This is a genomic window from Pseudomonas nunensis (genome assembly GCF_024296925.1).
Classification (GTDB): Bacteria; Pseudomonadota; Gammaproteobacteria; order Pseudomonadales; family Pseudomonadaceae; genus Aquipseudomonas; species Aquipseudomonas nunensis.
The window spans coordinates 3,325,723-3,344,825 of sequence record NZ_CP101125.1 but is presented as its reverse complement, the minus strand read 5'-3'; the positions used below and the strand labels follow the sequence as shown (position 1 = coordinate 3,344,825).

General features: G+C 61.4%; 16 protein-coding genes. 12 read left to right on the top strand and 4 right to left on the bottom strand.

Annotation, left to right across the window (positions count from 1 at the left end):
• The first annotated feature begins 10 nt into the window (after positions 1-10).
• The 10 genes from NK667_RS14225 to NK667_RS14180 all read left to right on the top strand — a co-directional run bounded on the left by NK667_RS14225 (position 11) and on the right by NK667_RS14180 (position 11,508).
• Positions 11-949 carry a quinoprotein relay system zinc metallohydrolase 1 gene (locus NK667_RS14225; RefSeq protein ID WP_054615159.1) on the top strand — a complete coding sequence of 313 codons (939 nt, stop codon included), beginning with the start codon at positions 11-13 and terminating at the stop codon, positions 947-949.
• Between the two features lie 309 nt (positions 950-1,258).
• Positions 1,259-3,037 carry a PQQ-dependent methanol/ethanol family dehydrogenase gene (locus NK667_RS14220; protein WP_054615158.1) on the top strand — a complete coding sequence of 593 codons (1,779 nt, stop codon included), beginning with the start codon at positions 1,259-1,261 and terminating at the stop codon, positions 3,035-3,037.
• A 251-nt stretch (positions 3,038-3,288) separates the two neighbouring features.
• Positions 3,289-4,809: an acetaldehyde dehydrogenase ExaC gene (gene exaC, locus NK667_RS14215; RefSeq protein ID WP_054047353.1), complete on the top strand. Its 1,521-nt coding sequence runs from the start codon at positions 3,289-3,291 to the stop codon at positions 4,807-4,809.
• A 257-nt stretch (positions 4,810-5,066) separates the two neighbouring features.
• Positions 5,067-5,138, top strand: a complete 72-nt coding sequence (gene pqqA, locus NK667_RS14210) for a pyrroloquinoline quinone precursor peptide PqqA (RefSeq protein WP_003253598.1) — start codon at positions 5,067-5,069, stop codon at positions 5,136-5,138.
• Positions 5,139-5,193: 55 nt separating this feature from the next.
• Positions 5,194-6,108 carry a pyrroloquinoline quinone biosynthesis protein PqqB gene (gene pqqB, locus NK667_RS14205; protein WP_054615157.1) on the top strand — a complete coding sequence of 305 codons (915 nt, stop codon included), beginning with the start codon at positions 5,194-5,196 and terminating at the stop codon, positions 6,106-6,108.
• A 159-nt stretch (positions 6,109-6,267) separates the two neighbouring features.
• A complete protein-coding gene (pqqC, locus tag NK667_RS14200) occupies positions 6,268-7,005 on the top strand; it encodes a pyrroloquinoline-quinone synthase PqqC (protein ID WP_236708628.1) in 738 nt (245 codons plus the stop codon).
• A complete protein-coding gene (gene pqqD, locus NK667_RS14195) occupies positions 7,002-7,274 on the top strand; it encodes a pyrroloquinoline quinone biosynthesis peptide chaperone PqqD (RefSeq protein ID WP_054615155.1) in 273 nt (90 codons plus the stop codon). Before pqqC ends, pqqD begins: the two co-directional genes overlap by 4 nt.
• Positions 7,252-8,394, top strand: coding sequence for a pyrroloquinoline quinone biosynthesis protein PqqE (gene pqqE / locus NK667_RS14190; protein ID WP_054615154.1), 1,143 nt, complete (start codon positions 7,252-7,254; stop codon positions 8,392-8,394). The genes pqqD and pqqE overlap by 23 nt, the downstream gene beginning before the upstream one ends.
• A gap of 239 nt (positions 8,395-8,633) precedes the next feature.
• Positions 8,634-9,797 (top strand): alcohol dehydrogenase-like regulatory protein ErcA, encoded by a 1,164-nt coding sequence (gene ercA, locus NK667_RS14185; protein WP_054047363.1) that lies wholly within the window; start codon positions 8,634-8,636, stop codon positions 9,795-9,797.
• Complete coding sequence (locus NK667_RS14180) at positions 9,781-11,508, top strand: PAS domain-containing hybrid sensor histidine kinase/response regulator (RefSeq protein ID WP_054615153.1); 1,728 nt, start codon at positions 9,781-9,783, stop codon at positions 11,506-11,508. The genes ercA and NK667_RS14180 overlap by 17 nt, the downstream gene beginning before the upstream one ends.
• On the opposite strand, the gene NK667_RS14175 is transcribed toward NK667_RS14180, so the two are convergent.
• The 4 genes from NK667_RS14175 to NK667_RS14160 all read right to left on the bottom strand — a co-directional run bounded on the left by NK667_RS14175 (position 11,505) and on the right by NK667_RS14160 (position 15,850).
• Complete coding sequence (locus tag NK667_RS14175) at positions 11,505-12,371, bottom strand: aldose 1-epimerase (protein ID WP_054615152.1); 867 nt, start codon at positions 12,369-12,371, stop codon at positions 11,505-11,507. The genes NK667_RS14180 and NK667_RS14175 overlap by 4 nt on opposite strands.
• 127 nt (positions 12,372-12,498) lie before the next feature.
• A complete protein-coding gene (locus NK667_RS14170; protein ID WP_054615151.1) occupies positions 12,499-13,386 on the bottom strand; it encodes an SMP-30/gluconolactonase/LRE family protein in 888 nt (295 codons plus the stop codon).
• A 26-nt stretch (positions 13,387-13,412) separates the two neighbouring features.
• Positions 13,413-14,231 (bottom strand): NAD-dependent epimerase/dehydratase family protein, encoded by an 819-nt coding sequence (locus NK667_RS14165; RefSeq protein ID WP_054047371.1) that lies wholly within the window; start codon positions 14,229-14,231, stop codon positions 13,413-13,415.
• A 323-nt stretch (positions 14,232-14,554) separates the two neighbouring features.
• Positions 14,555-15,850: an OprD family porin gene (locus NK667_RS14160; RefSeq protein WP_054615150.1), complete on the bottom strand. Its 1,296-nt coding sequence runs from the start codon at positions 15,848-15,850 to the stop codon at positions 14,555-14,557.
• Positions 15,851-16,193: 343 nt separating this feature from the next.
• Here NK667_RS14160 and NK667_RS14155 point away from each other — a divergent pair, with 343 nt between their 5' ends.
• Positions 16,194-17,858, top strand: coding sequence for an MFS transporter (locus tag NK667_RS14155; protein WP_054615149.1), 1,665 nt, complete (start codon positions 16,194-16,196; stop codon positions 17,856-17,858).
• The gene (locus NK667_RS14150) at positions 17,855-19,015 is read left to right on the top strand and encodes an HlyD family secretion protein (protein ID WP_054047376.1); all 1,161 of its coding nucleotides are present in this window, start codon (positions 17,855-17,857) and stop codon (positions 19,013-19,015) included. Before NK667_RS14155 ends, NK667_RS14150 begins: the two co-directional genes overlap by 4 nt.
• Positions 19,016-19,103: the final 88 nt, after the last annotated feature.

The following is a 19,103-nucleotide window of genomic DNA, read 5'->3' as shown; positions in this document are numbered from 1 at the left end:
GGAGCGCGTCATGCGTTGGATGTGGCTGTTGTTGATCGCTTTGAGCCTGCCGGCCCTGGCGGAGCTGGAGTACTCGCTCACACCCCGGCTGATCGCCGCCGACACCTGGCTGCTGGAAGGCAGCACTGACAATTTCGCCAAGGCCAACGGCGGCAACATCGTCAACACCGGGTTCATCGTCACCGAACGCGGAGTGGTGGTGATCGACACCGGACCGTCGAAACGCTATGGCGAAGCGCTGCGCAAGGCGATTGCGACGGTCACCGATAAACCGGTGATCGAAGTGCTGCTGACCCACCATCACCCCGATCATGCGCTGGGCAATCAGGCCTTCACCGATGTGCCGATTGGCGCGTTGGCCGGCACCACCGAGCTGTTGCATCAGCAGGGCGATGCGATGGCCGAGAACATGTATCGCCTGGTGGGCGACTGGATGCGCGGCACCGAAGTGGTGTTGCCTACCGAGACGCTGACACCGGGCGTTCGAAGTTTTGGGAACCACGATTTGCGCCTGCTAAGCCTGGGTGGGCATACGGGGGCGGATCTGGCTATTCTCGACCAGCAAACCGGCGTGCTGTTTGCCGGCGACCTGGTGTTTTATCAACGGGCCCTGACCACCCCGAACAGTCCGGGGCTGGCGGTGTGGCTGGCGGACATCGCCACCCTGCAAGGCTTGCCCTGGACCCTGATCGTGCCCGGCCACGGACCGGTGGCCACGGATGCCAGACCCTTCGAACAAATGCGCGACTACCTGACCTGGCTCGATCAACTGCTGCGCGACGGCGCCGCCAACGGCAGCGACATGTCCGAGATGATCCGCAGCCCGATTCCCGAGCGCTTTGGCGGGATCAGCCTGAGTCGGTATGAGCTGATTCGCAGTGTCAGTCACCTGTACCCGCGTTACGAACGCGCCCAAATGACCCGCATCGATTCCACCGCGACCCAATGACCCAACGGCGCAACCCTTGTAGCAGCTGGCGAAGCCTGCGTTCGGCTGCGCAGCAGTCGTGAAATCAGCGTTCGCGGTGCATCAGGCAAACCGTGCAAGTCGGGTTTACGACTGCTGCGCAGCCGAACGCAGGCTTCGCCAGCTGCTACAGGTCGAGGTGAGTCTTAGGGGGTGGCATCATCGACCCCGTACTAAGGAACTAGCAATCTCAACACTGCGGGCAATTGTTGCAGAGGCGGCGGCGCCCAAGAATCTGCACCAGACCGGGAAAATTTCCCGGGTATAACAAAAACCGCAGAGGTAGCCGTCATGACCCAACCCGCACGTCGCCAACCCTTCGTCTTGAGCGCGCTGCTCAGTGCCATGCTGTTGTCCGGCTCGGCATTGGCCGCCGTCACTGACCAGGACATTCTCCAGGACCCCAAGAACCCGGAGCAGATCGTCACCAACGGTCTGGGCGTCCAGGGTCAGCGCTACAGCCCGCTGGACACCCTCAACGTCGACAACGTCAAGGACCTGCGGCCGGTATGGGCCTTTTCCTTTGGCGGTGAAAAACAGCGCGGTCAGCAAGCGCAGCCGATGATCAAGGACGGCGTGATGTACATGACCGGTTCCTACTCGCGGGTGTTCGCGGTGGACGCGCGCACCGGCAAGAAACTCTGGCAATACGACGCGCGCCTGCCGGATGACATCCGTCCGTGCTGCGACGTGATTAACCGTGGTGTGGCGCTGTACGGCGACCTGGTGTTCTTCGGCACCCTCGACGCCAAGCTCGTGGCCCTGAACAAAGACACCGGCAAAGTGGTGTGGAGCAAGCAGGTAGCCGATCACAAGGAAGGCTATTCCATCAGCGCCGCGCCGCTGGTGATCAACGGCAAACTGATCACCGGCGTGGCCGGTGGCGAGTTCGGCGTGGTCGGCAAGATCTCCGCCTATGACCCGAAAAACGGCGAGCTGCTGTGGACCCGGCCAACGGTCGAAGGCCACATGGGCTATGTCTACAAGGACGGCAAAGCGATAGAGAACGGCATCTCCGGCGGCGAAGCGGGCAAGACCTGGCCCGGCGATTTGTGGAAAACCGGCGGTGCGGCACCGTGGCTCGGCGGTTACTACGACCCGGAAACCAATCTGCTGCTGTTCGGTACCGGCAACCCGGCGCCGTGGAACTCGCACCTGCGTCCGGGCGACAACCTCTACTCCTCGTCGCGCCTGGCGCTGAACCCGGACGACGGCACGATCAAATGGCACTTCCAGAGCACGCCCCACGACGGTTGGGACTATGACGGCGTGAACGAATTGGTGTCGTTCAACTACACCGAGGGCGGCAAGGAAATCAAAGCCGCCGCGACAGCTGACCGTAACGGCTTCTTCTACGTGCTGGACCGCACCAACGGCAAGTTCATCCGTGGTTTCCCGTTCGTGGACAAGATCACCTGGGCCACCGGCCTGGATAAGGATGGTCGGCCGATCTACAACGAAGCCAGCCGTCCCGGCGCACCGGGCTCTGAAGCCAAGGGCAGTTCAGTCTTCGTCGCCCCGGCATTCCTCGGCGCGAAAAACTGGATGCCGATGGCCTACAACAAGGACACCAAGCTGTTCTACGTGCCATCCAACGAGTGGGGCATGGACATCTGGAACGAAGGCATCGCCTACAAGAAAGGCGCGGCGTTCCTCGGCGCCGGGTTCACCATCAAGCCGTTGAACGAAGATTACATCGGCGTGCTGCGCGCCATCGATCCGGTCACCGGCAAGGAAGTCTGGCGCCACAAGAACTACGCGCCGCTGTGGGGCGGAGTGCTGACCACCAAGGGCAACCTGGTGTTCACCGGCACGCCGGAAGGTTTCCTCCAGGCGTTCAATGCCAAGACCGGTGAAAAGGTCTGGGAATTCCAGACCGGCTCCGGCGTGCTTGGCTCGCCTGTGACCTGGGAAATGGACGGCGAACAGTACGTCTCGGTGCTCTCCGGCTGGGGCGGCGCGGTGCCGCTGTGGGGCGGCGAAGTGGCCAAGCGCATCAAGGACTTCAACCAGGGCGGCATGCTCTGGACCTTCAAATTGCCGAAAGACTTGGTAGTGGCCAAACACTAAAACCCAAGCCCACCGCATACCCCTCCTGTGGGAGCGGGCTTGCTCGCGAAGGCGGAGTGTCAGGCAACAATGATGTGACTGACACACCGCTTTCGCGAGCAAGCCCGCTCCCACATTGGATTTGTGTGAAATCTACGACCAAATAACGAGAGTCCCCCTGCCAACGGCGCATTCGTCTGGCGCGCGGGGCTCTCTACTATCGGTGCATCGCCTGTTTGCCCGACAGGCATCGACCCAGACAGAGGCCCACCATGATCTACGCACAACCTGGCACACCCGGCGCCGTCGTTTCCTTCAAGCCGCGCTATGGCAATTTCATCGGTGGCGAATTCGTGCCGCCGGTCAATGGCGAGTACTTCACCAACACCTCGCCGGTCAACGGCGAAGTCATCGCCGAGTTCCCGCGCTCCAGCGCCGCTGACATCGACAAAGCCCTCGACGCCGCTCACGCCGCAGCCGATGCCTGGGGCAAGACCTCGGCCCAGGATCGCTCCCTGGTGCTGCTGAAAATCGCCGACCGCATCGAACAAAACCTGGAAATCCTCGCCGTCGCCGAAACCTGGGACAACGGCAAAGCCGTGCGCGAAACCCTCAACGCCGACGTACCGCTGGCCGCTGACCATTTCCGCTACTTCGCCGGCTGCATCCGCGCCCAAGAGGGCGGCGCCGCCGAGATCAACGAGCTGACCACTGCCTATCACTTCCACGAGCCGCTGGGCGTGGTCGGGCAGATCATCCCGTGGAACTTCCCGCTGCTGATGGCCGCGTGGAAACTTGCCCCGGCCCTGGCCGCCGGCAACTGCGTGGTGCTCAAACCTGCCGAGCAAACCCCGCTGTCGATCATGGTTTTCGCCGAGCTGATCGCTGATTTAGTTCCGGCCGGCGTGCTTAACATCGTGCAAGGTTTTGGCCGCGAAGCCGGTGAAGCGTTGGCCACCAGCAAGCGCATCGCCAAGATTGCCTTCACCGGTTCCACCCCAGTGGGCGCGCACATCATGCATTGCGCCGCCGAGAACATTATTCCGAGTACCGTGGAACTGGGCGGCAAGTCGCCGAACATCTTCTTCGAAGACATCATGAACGCCGAGCCGCAGTTCATCGAGAAAGCAGCTGAAGGTTTGGTCCTGGCGTTCTTCAACCAGGGCGAAGTTTGCACCTGTCCGTCCCGGGCGTTGGTGCAGGAATCGATCTACGACGACTTCATGAAAGTGGTGATGCAGAAGATCGTCAAGATCAAGCGCGGCAACCCGCTGGACACTGAAACCATGGTCGGCGCCCAGGCGTCGGAGCAGCAATACGACAAGATCCTCTCGTACCTGAAAATCGCCCAGGAGGAGGGCGCGGAGTTGCTGACTGGCGGCGCGGCGGAACGGCTTGAGGGCGACTTGTCGACGGGTTATTACATCCAGCCGACCCTGCTCAAGGGCCACAACAAAATGCGCGTGTTCCAGGAAGAAATCTTCGGTCCGGTGGTGGGCATCACCACCTTCAAGGACGAAGCTGAAGCCCTGGCGATTGCCAACGACAGCGAGTTCGGCCTCGGCGCCGGCCTGTGGACCCGCGACATCAACCGCGCCTACCGCATGGGCCGGGCGATCAAGGCTGGTCGCGTGTGGACCAACTGCTACCACCTGTACCCGGCCCATGCCGCGTTCGGTGGCTACAAGAAGTCCGGCGTTGGCCGTGAAAACCACAAGATGATGCTCGACCATTACCAACAGACCAAAAACCTGCTGGTGAGCTACGACATCAACCCGATGGGGTTCTTCTAACCCTTCAGCAACCCTGCAATTCCCCTGTGGGAGCGGGCTTGCTCGCGAAAGCGGTGTGTCATTCAGCAGTGATGTTGCCTGACACACCGCTTTCGCGAGCAAGCCCGCTCCCACATTGGTTTTTGGTGTGTTGGAAAACCCAATCACCCCCTACCAACGCACGCCGCCACCTCCTTCGAAAGTAGCATTCGGGCCCTTGGCGCGCCGTGCATTAATGGCTTTACCGGAATTGCCCGGCACAAGAAGAGGATTGACCCATGTGGACTAAACCCGCGTTTACCGATCTGCGTATTGGCTTCGAAGTGACGATGTATTTCGCCAACCGTTGATTGACCACCCGGCCAGCGGCAGTGTTGGCCGGGCCTGCCTTCTGGAGCATTGCTCATGCACATCCGGGTTCTTGGTTCCGCCGCTGGTGGCGGTTTCCCGCAATGGAACTGCAACTGTCGCCAGTGCACCGGTGTGCGCAACGGTAGCCTGCGCGCACAACGGCGCACGCAGTCGTCGATTGCCGTCAGCGACAACGGCGTGGACTGGGTGCTGTGCAATGCTTCACCGGACATTCGTGCGCAACTGGAAAGCTTCCCGGCGCTGCAACCGGCGCGCCGATTGCGCGATACCGCCATCGCCGGGATCGTCCTGCTGGACAGTCAGATCGACCATTGCACCGGGTTGTTGAGCCTGCGCGAAGGCTGCCCGCATAACGTGTGGTGCACCGAGCGGGTGCATGAGGATTTGAGCAGCGGTTTTCCGCTGTTCAGCATGCTCAAACACTGGAACGGCGGTTTGCACTGGCAGCCGATCGGACTGGCGGGTGAGCCGTTCAATATTCCGGCTTGCGCGCACCTGCAATTTCAGGCGATTCCCCTGGTCAGCAACGCACCGCCGTACTCGCCCAACCGTGGCAACCCGCAACCGGGGGACACCATCGGCCTGTTTATCGAAGACCTGCGCAACGGCGCCTCGGTGTTCTATGCGCCGGGGCTGGGGCAAGTCGACGCAGAAGTATTGAGTTGGATGCAGCGCGCCGATTGCCTGCTGCTGGACGGCACGCTATGGCGCGACGACGAAATGCGCGTGTGTGAAGTCGGCCAGAGCCTGGGCAGTGAAATGGGGCATCTGCCGCAAAGCGGACCTGGCGGGATGCTCGAAGTGCTGGAAGGTTTTGGGCGTCAGCGCAAGGTGCTGATCCACATTAACAACACCAATCCGATCCTGGATGAAGACTCGGCTGAGCGGGCGTTGCTGGAGCGGCGTGGGGTTGAGGTGGCTTATGACGGCATGAGTCTTGTGTTGTAGCCGGCGGCCTCTTCGCGAGCAAGCCCGCTCCCACAGGAGATCTCCACTGGCCACAAAATGTGTGAACAACAGAGCCCCCTGTGGGAGCGGGCTTGCTCGCGAAGGTGCCAGACCAGACACCGCAGAACGCCCAGGAGAACCACTTTGACCAACACCCCAATGTCCCCCAGCGAATTCGAATTGGCCCTGCGCGCCAAAGGCGCCTATTACCACATCCATCACCCGTTCCACCAAGCCATGTACGCCGGCCGCGCCAGTCGTGAGCAGATCCAGGGCTGGGTCGCCAATCGCTTCTATTACCAGGTCAACATCCCGCTCAAGGACGCCGCGATCCTCGCCAACTGCCCGGACCGCGACGTGCGCCGGGAATGGCTGCAACGGATCCTCGACCACGACGGCGCGCCCGGCAGCGAAGGCGGAATCGAAGCGTGGCTGCGCCTGGGCGAAGCGGTGGGGCTAGACCGCGAACAAATCCTCTCCCAGGAACTGGTACTGCCCGGCGTGCGTTTCGCCGTGGACGCCTACGTCAATTTCGCCCGCCGCGCCTGCTGGCAGGAAGCGGCCAGCAGCTCGTTGACTGAACTGTTCGCCCCGCAAATCCACCAATCCCGTCTCGATGCGTGGCCGACCCATTACCCGTGGATCGACGTCAACGGCTACGACTATTTCCGCACGCGTTTGAGTCAGGCGCGGCGCGATGTCGAGCATGGTTTGCGCATCACCCTAGCGCATTACGTCACGCTTGAAGGTCAGCAACGCATGCTGGAAATCCTCCAGTTCAAACTCGATGTGCTGTGGAGCATGCTCGATGCGATGAGCATGGCCTACGAGCTGGAACGCCCGCCATACCACAGCGTCACCCGCGAAAACGTCTGGCACCGGGGGATTGCCCTGTGAGCCTGATCAGCCGCGAACAGTTACTGGCCTTGCGCCAGGGTTTTCGCCTGCAATGGGAACCCCGGCAGGATTGCCACGTGCTGCTGTACCCCGAAGGCATGATCAAACTCAACGCCAGCGCCGGGCAGATCCTCGATCTGGTGGATGGCAAACGCAGTGTGGCGGCGATTATCAATTTGCTGTGCGCGAGTTTTCCCGGTGTATCGGACATCGACGAGGACGTGCTGGCGTTTCTGGAGGTGGCCCGTGCGCAATTCTGGATCGAGTGATGCGCCACCGGGGCCGCCACTGTGGCTGCTGGCAGAACTGACCTATCGCTGCCCGCTGCAATGCCCGTATTGTTCCAATCCGCTGGATTTCGCCCAATCCGGTGAGGAGCTGAGCACCGACGAATGGATTCGCGTGTTCCGCGAAGCGCGGGACATGGGCGCCGCGCAACTGGGATTCTCCGGTGGCGAACCGTTGGTGCGCCAAGACCTCGCCGAGCTGATCAAGGCTGCGCGGGACATGGGTTATTACACCAACCTGATCACCTCCGGCATCGGCCTGACCGAGCAAAAGGTCCGCGACTTCAAGGTCGCCGGGCTCGACCATATCCAGATCAGTTTCCAGGCCGCCGACGAAGCGGTGAACAACATGCTCGCCGGCTCGCGCAAGGCCTTCGCCCAGAAGCTCGCGATGGCTCGCGCCGTTAAAGCCCAGGGCTATCCGATGGTGCTGAACTTCGTCACCCATCGGCACAACATCGACCGCATCGACCGGATCATCGACTTGTGCCTGGAACTGGAGGCGGATTTCGTCGAGTTGGCTACGTGTCAGTTCTACGGCTGGGCTGAACTCAACCGCGTCGGGCTGTTGCCGACCCGCGATCAGTTGCAGCGCGCCGAGCGCATCACCAACGAATACCGCGAACGGCTTGAAGCCCAGGGCCACCCGTGCAAGCTGATTTTCGTCACCCCGGACTATTACGAAGAACGCCCGAAAACCTGCATGAACGGCTGGGCCAACCTGTTTCTCGACATCACCCCGGACGGCACCGCATTGCCGTGCCACAGCGCCCGACAACTGCCGGTGCAGTTTCCCAATGTGCGCGAGCACAGCATCGAACACATCTGGACCGACTCGTTTGGCTTCAATCGTTTTCGGGGCGATGACTGGATGAAGGAACCGTGCCGTTCCTGCGATGAAAAGCACAAGGACCTCGGTGGCTGTCGCTGCCAGGCGTTCATGCTGACCGGCGATGCCGAAAACGCCGATCCGGTGTGCAGCAAGTCGCCGCATCACGGGGTGATCCTCAAGGCCCGGGAAGAAGCCGATGCGCCGGGGCAGGGCATGGAACACCTGACGTTGCGCAATGAAAAGGCTTCGCGGCTGATATATCGCGGATAAGCCTGAAGTTGACACAAATTCCCCTGTGGGAGCGGGCTTGCTCGCGAAGGCGTCGTGTCAGTCAGTATCCATGTCAACTGACCCACCGCTTTCGCGAGCAAGCCCGCTCCCACAGGGGATCTCCACTGGATTTAAAGTTTGGGAACGACTCAACCGTGCTACCCATTGGTCTGATTGCATTCGCAGCCGGATGCTTTAGTGTGGATCTACCTTCCAAAACAATAAAAACAGGCTTTCCAATGAGCCAGAATCTCAGCCAGTTGCGTAAATTCGTTTCGCCTGAAATCATTTTTGGTGCCGGTTGCCGGCACAACGTCGGCAACTACGCCAAGACCTTCGGCGCTCGCAAGGTGCTGGTGGTCAGCGATCCCGGGGTGATTGCCGCCGGTTGGGTCGCGGATGTCGAGGCCAGCCTGCAAGCCCAGGGCATCGATTACTTCCTGTATAGCGATGTCTCGCCCAACCCCCGGGTCGAAGAAGTCATGCTCGGTGCCGAGTTGTACAAGGAAAATCACTGCGATGTGATCGTGGCGATCGGTGGCGGCAGCCCGATGGATTGCGGCAAAGGCATCGGCATCGTCGTGGCCCACGGGCGCAACATTCTGGAATTCGAGGGCGTGGACACCATCCGCGTGCCGAGCCCGCCGCTGATCCTGATCCCGACCACCGCCGGCACCTCGGCGGACGTCTCGCAATTCGTGATCATTTCCAACCAGCAAGAGCGCATGAAATTCTCGATCGTCAGCAAAGCCGTGGTGCCTGACGTGTCGCTGATCGACCCGGAAACCACCCTGAGCATGGACCCGTTCCTGGCGGCGTGTACCGGCATCGACGCGTTGGTGCACGCCATCGAAGCTTTCGTCTCCACCGGTCACGGCCCGCTGACCGACCCGCATGCACTGGAGGCGATGCGCCTGATCAATGGCAACCTGGTGCAGATGATCGCCAACCCGACGGACATCGCCCTGCGCGAGAAAATCATGCTCGGCAGCATGCAGGCCGGGCTGGCGTTCTCCAATGCGATCCTCGGCGCTGTACACGCGATGTCCCACAGCCTCGGCGGCTTCCTCGACTTGCCCCACGGCTTGTGCAACGCGGTGCTGGTGGAACACGTGGTGGCGTTCAACTACAACTCGGCGCCAGATCGCTTCAAGGTGATCGCCGAGACCTTCGGCATCGATTGCCGGGGCCTGAATCACCGGCAGATCTGTGGGCGTTTGGTGGAACACCTGATCGCGTTGAAACACGCGATAGGCTTCCACGAAACCCTGGGCCTGCACGGGGTCAGCATGGCGGACATTCCATTCCTGTCGCAGCACGCGATGCACGACCCGTGCATCCTGACCAACCCGCGCGAGTCCAGTCAGCGAGATGTCGAGGTCGTCTATGGCGAAGCCCTCTGACGAGCAACAGCGGGCGCTCGCCGGACTGCTGGGATTAGGCAGCCACTCGGCGCGCAAGAGCCATTACCCGGAACTCAACGCGCGCCTTGACGAGCTCGAAGCCGAACGCAATCGCTACAAGTGGCTGTTCGAAAACGCGGTGCACGGGATCTTCCAGGCCAGCCTGTTGGAAGGCATGCGCGCCGCCAACCCGGCGCTGGCGCGGATGCTTGGCTACGACAATCCTCAGGAGGTGCTGTTTTCCCTGGCGGACCTGGCCAGCAACCTGTTTGTCGGCGGTGCGAAGGAGCTGGAACGCATCGGCGAGATCCTCAAGACCGAACGCAGCCTGCACGGCTATGAAACCCAATTGCGGCGCAAGGACGGCAGCAGCCTCGACGTGCTGATGAACCTGTTGCTCAAGCCTGATCAGGAAGGGCTGGTGGAAGGCTTTGTCGCCGACATCACCGAACGCAAACTCGCCCAGCAACGCTTGCAACAACTCAACGACGAATTGGAACGGCGGGTCACCGCACGCACCGACGAATTGCTCGAAGCCAACCACAACCTGCAACAGCAAATCACCCAACGTAAACAGATCGCCCAAGCCCTACGCGATGCCCGCGACGCTGCCGAGGCGGCCAATCGCAGCAAGGACAAATACCTCGCCGCCGCCAGCCACGACCTGCTGCAACCGCTCAATGCCGCACGGTTGCTGATCTCAACCCTGCGCGAGCGCAAGTTGCCTGATGTCGAGCAGGTGCTGGTGGAGCGCACGCATCAGGCGCTTGAAGGCGCCGAGGATTTGCTCACGGATTTGCTGGATATCTCGCGCCTCGATCAGGCAGCGGTGAAGCCGGACGTTGCGCTGTACCGGCTCGATGAATTGCTCGCGCCACTGGTGTCGGAATTCCAGTCTGTGGCCGAGGCGGCGGGGCTGAACCTGCGGGTGCACATGGGCGACTTTGCGATCAGCACTGACCTGCGCCTGATGACGCGGATCCTGCGCAACTTCCTCAGCAACGCCTGCCGCTACACCGACGAGGGCTGCATCCTGCTTGGGGCGCGTCGTCGGGGCGATAACCTGCGTCTGGAAGTCTGGGACACCGGACGCGGGATCGCGGCGGATCGGCTGGATTCGATCTTCCTGGAGTTCAATCAACTGGACGTTGGCCGCGCCGCTGACCGCAAAGGCGTGGGGCTTGGGTTGGCCATCGTTGAGCGCATCGCGAAGATTCTCGGCTACCGGATTCAGGTGCGTTCTTGGCCGGGACGCGGGTCGGTGTTCAGCATCGACGTGCCGATATCCCATGAAGTGCCGCTGCCGATCAGCCTCGCTGCACCGCAACCGGGCACCGGTAATCCGTTGCCGGGCCGCCGTTTGCTGGTGCTGGACAATGAAGTCAGCATCCTCGAGAGCATGAGCGCGTTGCTCGGGCAGTGGGGCTGCGAAGTGGTGATCGCCACCGATGAATTTTCGGCGTTAGCGGCGTTACAGGGGCGCGCACCGGAACTGATTCTGGCGGACTATCACCTCGACCACGGGGTGGTGGGCTGTGACGTGGTGCGGCACTTGCGCGAGCATTTCGACCGGGCCATTCCGGCGGTGATCATCACCGCCGACCGTACCGACCAGTGCCGCCGCTCCCTGCAACGACTCGACGCGCCACTGCTGAATAAACCGGTGAAACCCGGCAAGTTGCGCGCGGTGCTCAGTCAGTTGCTGGGTTAGGCGAGTGCGCGGTATTGCAGGCTGAAACCCAGCTCAGCGGATTGGCCTTGCTCCAGCAAACGCAAGCCTGGCCGACCGGGCAAGTGATGCGCGTTGACCGGGTGGCTCACCGGCTCGATGCAGAAAAACCCCAGGCCCACCGGGCAATAGAGCAGGTAGTAGTCGCTGCCAGTGGCTTGGCATTCCAGCTCATAACCCAGCTCTGGTTGCTGGATCAGGCAGTGGCCGTCCCATTCGCAGAAGCCGTTATCCACCAGGGTTTCAGGCAAAGCCTTGAGCTGCTGGAAATCCCAGGCTTCGGGTATCGCGCTGAGTTGAGTCGGTAGTTTTGCGGCGTCGCACAACCAGACTTGCCGGGCCTTGGCCTGCAATTGGGTGTGTGCGGTGCGTGGAAAGTAAGGGTGCAAACCGAGGCCGTGCCACACCGCGTGTTCGCCGAGATGAGTGACCTTCAGATCGATGCTCAACCGTCCTTCGCTCAAGTGGAAACGCTGCTCGGCGCGGTAGGCGAAAGGGCTGGTGCTGTCGAGTCGCAGGACGGCTTCGTTGGCGGTCCGGGAAACGATCCGCCACGCTTGTTGCCAGGCGCTGCCGTGAATCGGCAGAGGATCGGTGAGGCTGTTGGGTTTTAGCGCGAGCCAGCCTTCGGGGCAGTCGAAACCGCCCTCGGAAATCCGGTTGGACCAAGGCGCCAAGGGATAGCAACCGAGTTTGCCGGGCAGGCCGGTGTTCAGTGCCTGGGCGTCGTTGTGGCGCAGCAGCGGCTGGCCGGTGCTGCGAACCGTCCAGTTGACGATGCTCGCACCGAGTTCCGGGGCGAGGGTGAGGTGGGTGAGGTTGTCTTCGAGTTCGAGCAGTTTCATGATTTTTGTTCTGCGTGAAGGGTTGAAAAGATCGCAGCCTTCGGCAGCGCCTACAGAGATCGGGTACATCCGGGCGAACGTCAATCCTGTAGCAGCTGCCGAAGGCTGCGATCTTTCAGGCTGTTGATCAATCCTGGAACAGTGGCTCAGGCAATCCCTTCACCCCAGGATTCAGGGCAAACACCCCACCCGCCAAAGACTGTTCATCATGATCATCACCCGGCCGAATCGAGGTCACGAATAACGTATCCAATCGACTGCCACCAAACGCGCACATGGTCGGTTTTTTCACCGGCACCGAGAGGGAGCGGTCGAGCCGGCCATCCGGGGTAAACCGGTGAATCAACCCGGCATCGTTGGCGCAGATCCAGTAGCAGCCGTCAGCATCCACAGCGGCGCCGTCGGGACGGCCTTCGAAGTGATTCATGTCGACGAACAACCGCTGATTGCTCGGCGTGCCGCTGGCGATGTCGTAATCGAAGGCCCAGATCTGCTGGGCCAAAGGGTGAGAATCGGACAAGTACATCGTCTGGCCATCCGGGCTGAAACCCAGGCCATTGGGCACGATGAAGCCGGTCAGGCGTGGCTCAAGCGGCCCGCGCTGCCCATGACTGTAGCGATACAACGTGCCATCGGCGGCGTTGGCGCCCATGTTCAGCACCATGCTGCCGGCCCAGAAACGCCCCTGGCGATCGCAGCGCCCATCGTTCAGGCGCATGTCCGGGCGGGCGTGATCGACGTGGGCGAGCAATTCGCTGTCGAGGCTGCCGTCGTTGTGCGGGCGCAGATGAAAGAATCCGCTCTCCATCCCGGCGACCCAGCCGCCGTCGCGGTGACGAGTGATGCAGGCGAGCATCTCCGGGGTGGTCCAGGCATCCACGTGCCCGGTGGCGGCACTCCAGCGCTGCAAGCCCCCGGCGGGAATATCGACCCAGTACAGGGCGTTTTCCTCGGGGACCCAGACCGGGCATTCACCGACCGCGTTACGGGTATCGACAATCAATTCGGCTTGCATGGCGACTCATTCCTTTGGACGTTGACTCAATCGCCGAACGGGCCGGACGCCACGAACGCGCCACCCTGGTAAACCATCGCCGGGTCATCCGCCGCAGGCATCGGTTGTGCTTCGATTTTTTCGCGGAACACTTCGGAGCTGTCCTGCGGCACATAACCCAGGCCCGCCGCGTAGCGGTTGTCCCACCAGACGTTCTTGTTGTCGGACACGCCGTAGACGATGGTATGGCCGACATTCGGCGCGTACAGCGCGCGTTCGAGCAATTGGGTCAGGTCGCCGAAGCTCAGCCAGGTGCTCATCATGCGGCGGTTCTGCGGTTCCGGGAACGAAGAGCCGATGCGGATGCTGACGGTTTCGATGCCGTAACGATCGAAGTAGAAGCTCGCGATGTCTTCGCCGTAGGACTTGGACAAACCGTAGTAGCTGTCCGGGCGGCGCGGGGAGTGGGCGTCGATCACTTCGTCCTGTTTGTAGAAGCCGATGACGTGGTTGGAACTGGCGAAGATCACTCGCTTCACACCATGACGGCGCGCGGCTTCGTAGATGTGGAACACGCCGCAGATGTTGGCGCCGAGGATTTCTTCGAACGCGTGCTCGGTAGAGACGCCGCCAAAGTGCAGGATCGCGTCCACGCCTTCGACCAGTTGATGCACGGCGTTTTTGTCGGCGAGGTCGCAGGTCACGACTTCTTCGCGGTCATCGAGGGCCGGCGCGATGTCGGCGATGTCCGACAGGCGAATCACGTTGGCATAAGGGCGCAGGGTTTCACGCAACACTTTGCCGAGGCCACCGGCGGCGCCGGTCAACAGCAGGCGATTGAAAGGGGCAGGGGAAGTCGTGGTCATGGCGGTTCCTGAATTCGGAGTCATTGCAGTTGTTGTAAGTTGTCGTATGACTTGGGCGAAGTATCGTTAGGCTTTCCGGTGCTTGTCAACGCACCAGCGTTGGAAGTTGACGGAGGGTCTTGTCGCTCCGCAATCGATGTAGCAGCTGGCGAAGCCTGCGTTCGGCTGCGAAGCAGTCGTGAACCCAAGCGGCGCGGTGTATCAGAAGAACCGCGTACGCAGGTTTTGCGACTGCTTCGCAGCCGAACGCAGGCTTCGCCAGCTGCTACAAAAAAAGTGAGTTGCCGCGCGAATAGGGTTTCAGTCTTGAAGCGATCCCCGTCTTACAACAACGAAATCGGATAGCTGATAAAGATCCGGTTCTCATCGAACTCGTTGGTGCTGAAGTCCTTGCGGATACTCGCATTGCGCCATTTCACGTTGAGGTTTTTCAGCGCGCCGCTCTGCACGGTATACGCCAGTTCGCTCTCGCGGCCCCATTCCTTGCCGTCGGTGATCGCCCCGGTGTGCACGTTATCGCCGCTGATGTAGCGGTTCATCATGGTCAGACCGGGAATGCCGAGGGCGACGAAGTTGTAGTCGTGGCGCAGTTGCCAGGATTTTTCCTTGGCATTGTCGTAGCTGGAGTTGTAGCTGTCGTTGGCCAGGGTCCCGCCGCTCGTGCCGTTGACGCGCATCCAGACGCTGTCGCCAGTAAGTTTTTGCAGGCCGACATAGAAGGTGCTGCCGCCGTATTTGGCCGAGAGCATGGCGAAGGTGGTTTTGTTGTCCAGATCGCCGGCCAGGGCGCTGCCGTCTTCCTTGCCGGTGAAGAACCCGAGGTTGGCGCCCAAGGTCCAGTCGCCGATGGGCTGGCTGTGGCTCAGGTTGAAATATTCTTGTTGGTAAATGTCGCTGAGTTCCGAGTACCAGACGCCGACCAACGTGCGTTTTTCATTGAAAGTGTATTCACCGCCGCCGAAGTTGAAACGGTCCGAGGTGAACGCCGCTTTGCCGTTCATCGACATGTCGTCCATGCTCGAATCGTTGCGCGGGCTGTTGGCGCGGAACTGGCCGCCGTAGAGCTTCAGGCCATCGATTTCGCTGGAAGTGACCTGGCCGCCACGGAAGGTTTGCGGCAGGGAACGGCCGTCATCCGAACGCAGGATTGGCAGCACCGGCATCCATTCGCCGACCTTCAATTCGGTCTTCGAGACCTTGGCCTTGAACGCCACGTTGGTGCGACCGAAGTTGTCCGCCGGGCGACCATCGTGATCCAGCGGCAACAGTTGCGTGCCGCCAGTGCCTTTACCGCCATCGAGCTTTTTCGAGTACAGCCCCAGCACATCCACGCCGAACCCGAGCGTGCCTTGGGTGAAGCCGGACTTGGCGTCGAGGATAAAGCTTTGCGTCCACTCTTCCGCCTTGCCCTGGGGGTAGGCCGGGTTGGTGTAGTTGCGATTGAAGTAGGCGTTGCGCAGGTTCAGCGTGGCGCTGGCGTCATCGACAAAACCCTCGGCGTGGCCGCTCATGGGCAAGGCCAGGGCCAGGCTGCTGCAACCGATCAGGCTCAGGGTGTGGCGGCGGACGAAAGTCGGGCGAGGGGTGCAGACGGAGGAATGGCGGACGAGCTTGCTCACAGTGACGCTCCCTTGTTTCTTTGTTGTTTTTATTTTTTGTTATACGTCGTCGTACAACATTGGCGGCGATTATTTGCGAGGCTTTGCGGGAATGTCAATCACAAGTTGTACGATGACGTGGGGCTGCAAAAAATAACCTGTAGTCGACATCACTCCCCAGTGAAAGATAACTGTGGCGAGGGAGCTTGCTCCCGCTGGGCTGCGAAGCAGACCCAAAATATTGGGAGCGCTTCGCACTCCAGCGGGAGCAAGCCCCCTCGCCACAGGTTCGATGTCCACAGGGATTTGTGCTTCGCTTACGGTTTTGCGGCAAACTGACAGCCTCTCAGAACAAGGCCCTTGAATGGATCACTACGCCCCGCGCGACTGGCAGCCCCACGAGCGGCCCAGTTTGCCCGGTTCTCCCTCGACGCCCGATCACTCCACGCCCAAACGCCTGGCCTATGCGCTGGTGGGTTTGCTGGTGGCGTTGACCGGTGGCCTCGGCAATTCGCTGGTCATCGCCAACCTGCCTTACCTGCAAGGTGCGCTCGGCGCGACCACCGCCGAGATGGCCTGGCTGCCGGCCGCCTATGTCATGACCAACGTCTCGATGAACCTGCTGCTGGTGAAGTTTCGCCAGCAGTTCGGCTTGCGCGCGTTCACCGAAGTGTTCCTGGTGCTCTACGCGCTGGTGACCTTCGGCCACTTGTTCGTCAACGATTTGAGCTCGGCCATCGCCGTGCGCGCGGCCCATGGCATGGTCGGTGCGGCGCTGAGTTCCCTGGGCCTGTATTACATGATCCAGGCGTTCCCAGCGAAATGGCGGATGAAGGCGTTGGTGCTGGGGTTGGGGACGTCGCAACTGGCACTGCCGCTGGCGCGATTATTCTCCGAAGACCTGATGCAGATCGCCGAATGGCGCGGCTTGTACCTGTTCGAATTGGGCATGGCGCTGCTGACCCTGGGCTGCGTGTTCCTGCTCAAGTTGCCGCCGGGTGACCGCTTCAAGACCTTCGAAAAACTCGACTTCCTGACCTTCGCTATCCTCGCGAGCGGCGTGGCCTTGCTGTGTGCCGTGCTTTCTCTGGGGCGCATCGACTGGTGGCTGGAAGCACCGTGGATCGGCGTCGCCTCGGCGGCCTCCATCGTGCTGATCCTCGCCGGCCTGGCCATCGAACATAACCGCAGCAACCCGATGCTGATGACGCGTTGGCTCGGCAGCGGCGTGATGATTCGCCTGGCGTTGGCGGTGATCCTGATTCGCATGGTGTTGTCCGAGCAGTCCACCGGCGCGGTCGGTTTCATGCAGATGCTGAACATGAGCAGTCAGCAGTTGCACAGCCTGTACGTGGTGATGTTGCTCGGCAGCATCGCGGGTCTGGCCACCAGCGCCCTGACCATCGATCCCAAACACTTGTTCATGCCGCTGATTGTGTCCTTGGCGCTGATGGCGGTTGGCTCGGTGATCGACAGTTATTCGAACAACCTGACCCGCCCGGAAAACATGTACTTCAGCCAGTTTCTGCTAGCCTTCGGCGGCACGTTTTTCCTCGGTCCGACCATGGTCCTCGGCACGCGCCGGGTGTTGACCAACCCGCGCAATCTGGTGAGTTTTTCGGTGCTGTTCGGGATCTGCCAGAACCTCGGCGGCTTGATTGGCGCGGCGTTACTCGGCACGTTCCAGATCGTTCGCGAGAAATTCCATTCCAGCAACATCGTCGAGCACCTGACGCTGATGGACCCGCGTGTCGCTGCCCGAGTGCAGAGCGGCGGCAACGCAGTGGGTTCACTGATCGCCGATCCAAGTTTGCGCAATATTCAAGGTATTCGCAGTCTGGCGACGGCGGCCACGCGTGAAGCCAATGTGCTGGCCTATAACGATGTGTTCATGCTGATCGCCGTGATTGCGGTGCTGACCATGATCTGGATCTCCATTCGCGCCCTGTGGTTGATGAGCACCACCCAAACCGTCGCCCCAGCGCCTGCCACTCCATCCGTTCAACCCAACGGTGCCACTTCTTCATGACCGAACCGACCACCACGACCACCAACGCTATCGCCGCCACCCCAGAAGGCGTGGCGCCTCCGTCCACGCCGGACACCGAACCGCGCTCGTTGCGGGTGCGGGTCATCTCGTCATTGGGCTTTGCCGCGATTGCCATCGTCGGCGTGCTGATCGTGTTGTACGCCTGGCAACTGCCGCCGTTCAGCAGCGCGGTGGAAACCACGGAAAACGCCCTGGTGCGCGGCCAGGTGACGATCATCGGCCCGCAGCTCAGCGGCTACGTGTACGAAGTGCCGGTCACGGATTTCCAGTTTGTGAAGGCTGGCGACTTGCTGGTGCGGCTCGATGACCGGATCTACAAGCAACACCTCGATCAATCCCTGGCGCAATTGGCGGTGCAGAAAGCCGCGCTGGCCAACGTGGTGCAGCAACGCAACAGCGCCGAAGCGACCATCAAGTTGCGTCAAGCAGCGGTCGCCGACGCCCAGGCTCAGTCGCGCAAAAGCGAGGCCGATCTGCGGCGCAACAAAGAACTGATCAACGATGGCTCGGTGTCCAAACGCGAGCTGGACGTGACCTTGGCCGCCAACGCCCAGACCATTGCGGCGGTGGCCCAGGCTCAAGCCAATCTGGAAATCGCCCGGCAGGACCTTCAAACGGTGATCGTCAATCGCGGTTCGCTGGAAGCGGCGGTGGCCAGTGCGGAAGCGGCGGTGCAACTGGCGCGCATCGACCTGTCCAACACCCGCGTCCTGGCCCCGCGTGACGGCCAGCTCGGGCAGATCGGCGTGCGCCTCGGCGCCTACGTCAACTCCGGTGCGCAGTTGATGGCGCTGGTGCCGAACCAGTTGTGGGTGATCGCCAACATGAAGGAAACCCAGATGGACGACGTGCGGGTCGGCCAACCGGTGAGCTTCACCGTCGATGCGCTCGACCATCGCAAATTCAAGGGGCGGGTGCAGCGGATTTCACCGGCTACCGGTTCCGAGTTCAGCTTGTTGCAGGCGGATAACGCCACCGGCAACTTCGTCAAAATCGCCCAGCGCGTGCCGGTGCGGATTACCGTGGATGAGGGGCAGGAACAGAGTGAGCGGCTAAGGCCGGGGATGTCGGTGGTGGTGAGTATTGATACGGCTGGGGAAGGGCATAGCGATAATCCTGACACCACACAAAACTAAATGTGGGAGCGGGCTTGCTCGCGAAGGCGGCGGTACATTCAACATCAATGTCGCCTGACACACCGCCTTCGCGAGCAAGCCCGCTCCC

Coding starts and splice junctions, on each gene's coding strand:
- NK667_RS14225 (WP_054615159.1), top strand. CDS start 11: ATGCGTTGGATGTGGCTGTTGTTGATCGCTTTGAGCCTGCCGGCCCTG.
- NK667_RS14220 (WP_054615158.1), top strand. CDS start 1,259: ATGACCCAACCCGCACGTCGCCAACCCTTCGTCTTGAGCGCGCTGCTC.
- exaC (WP_054047353.1), top strand. CDS start 3,289: ATGATCTACGCACAACCTGGCACACCCGGCGCCGTCGTTTCCTTCAAG.
- pqqB (WP_054615157.1), top strand. CDS start 5,194: ATGCACATCCGGGTTCTTGGTTCCGCCGCTGGTGGCGGTTTCCCGCAA.
- pqqC (WP_236708628.1), top strand. CDS start 6,268: ATGTCCCCCAGCGAATTCGAATTGGCCCTGCGCGCCAAAGGCGCCTAT.
- ercA (WP_054047363.1), top strand. CDS start 8,634: ATGAGCCAGAATCTCAGCCAGTTGCGTAAATTCGTTTCGCCTGAAATC.
- NK667_RS14180 (WP_054615153.1), top strand. CDS start 9,781: ATGGCGAAGCCCTCTGACGAGCAACAGCGGGCGCTCGCCGGACTGCTG.
- NK667_RS14175 (WP_054615152.1), bottom strand. CDS start 12,371: ATGAAACTGCTCGAACTCGAAGACAACCTCACCCACCTCACCCTCGCC.
- NK667_RS14170 (WP_054615151.1), bottom strand. CDS start 13,386: ATGCAAGCCGAATTGATTGTCGATACCCGTAACGCGGTCGGTGAATGC.
- NK667_RS14165 (WP_054047371.1), bottom strand. CDS start 14,231: ATGACCACGACTTCCCCTGCCCCTTTCAATCGCCTGCTGTTGACCGGC.
- NK667_RS14155 (WP_054615149.1), top strand. CDS start 16,194: ATGGATCACTACGCCCCGCGCGACTGGCAGCCCCACGAGCGGCCCAGT.
- NK667_RS14150 (WP_054047376.1), top strand. CDS start 17,855: ATGACCGAACCGACCACCACGACCACCAACGCTATCGCCGCCACCCCA.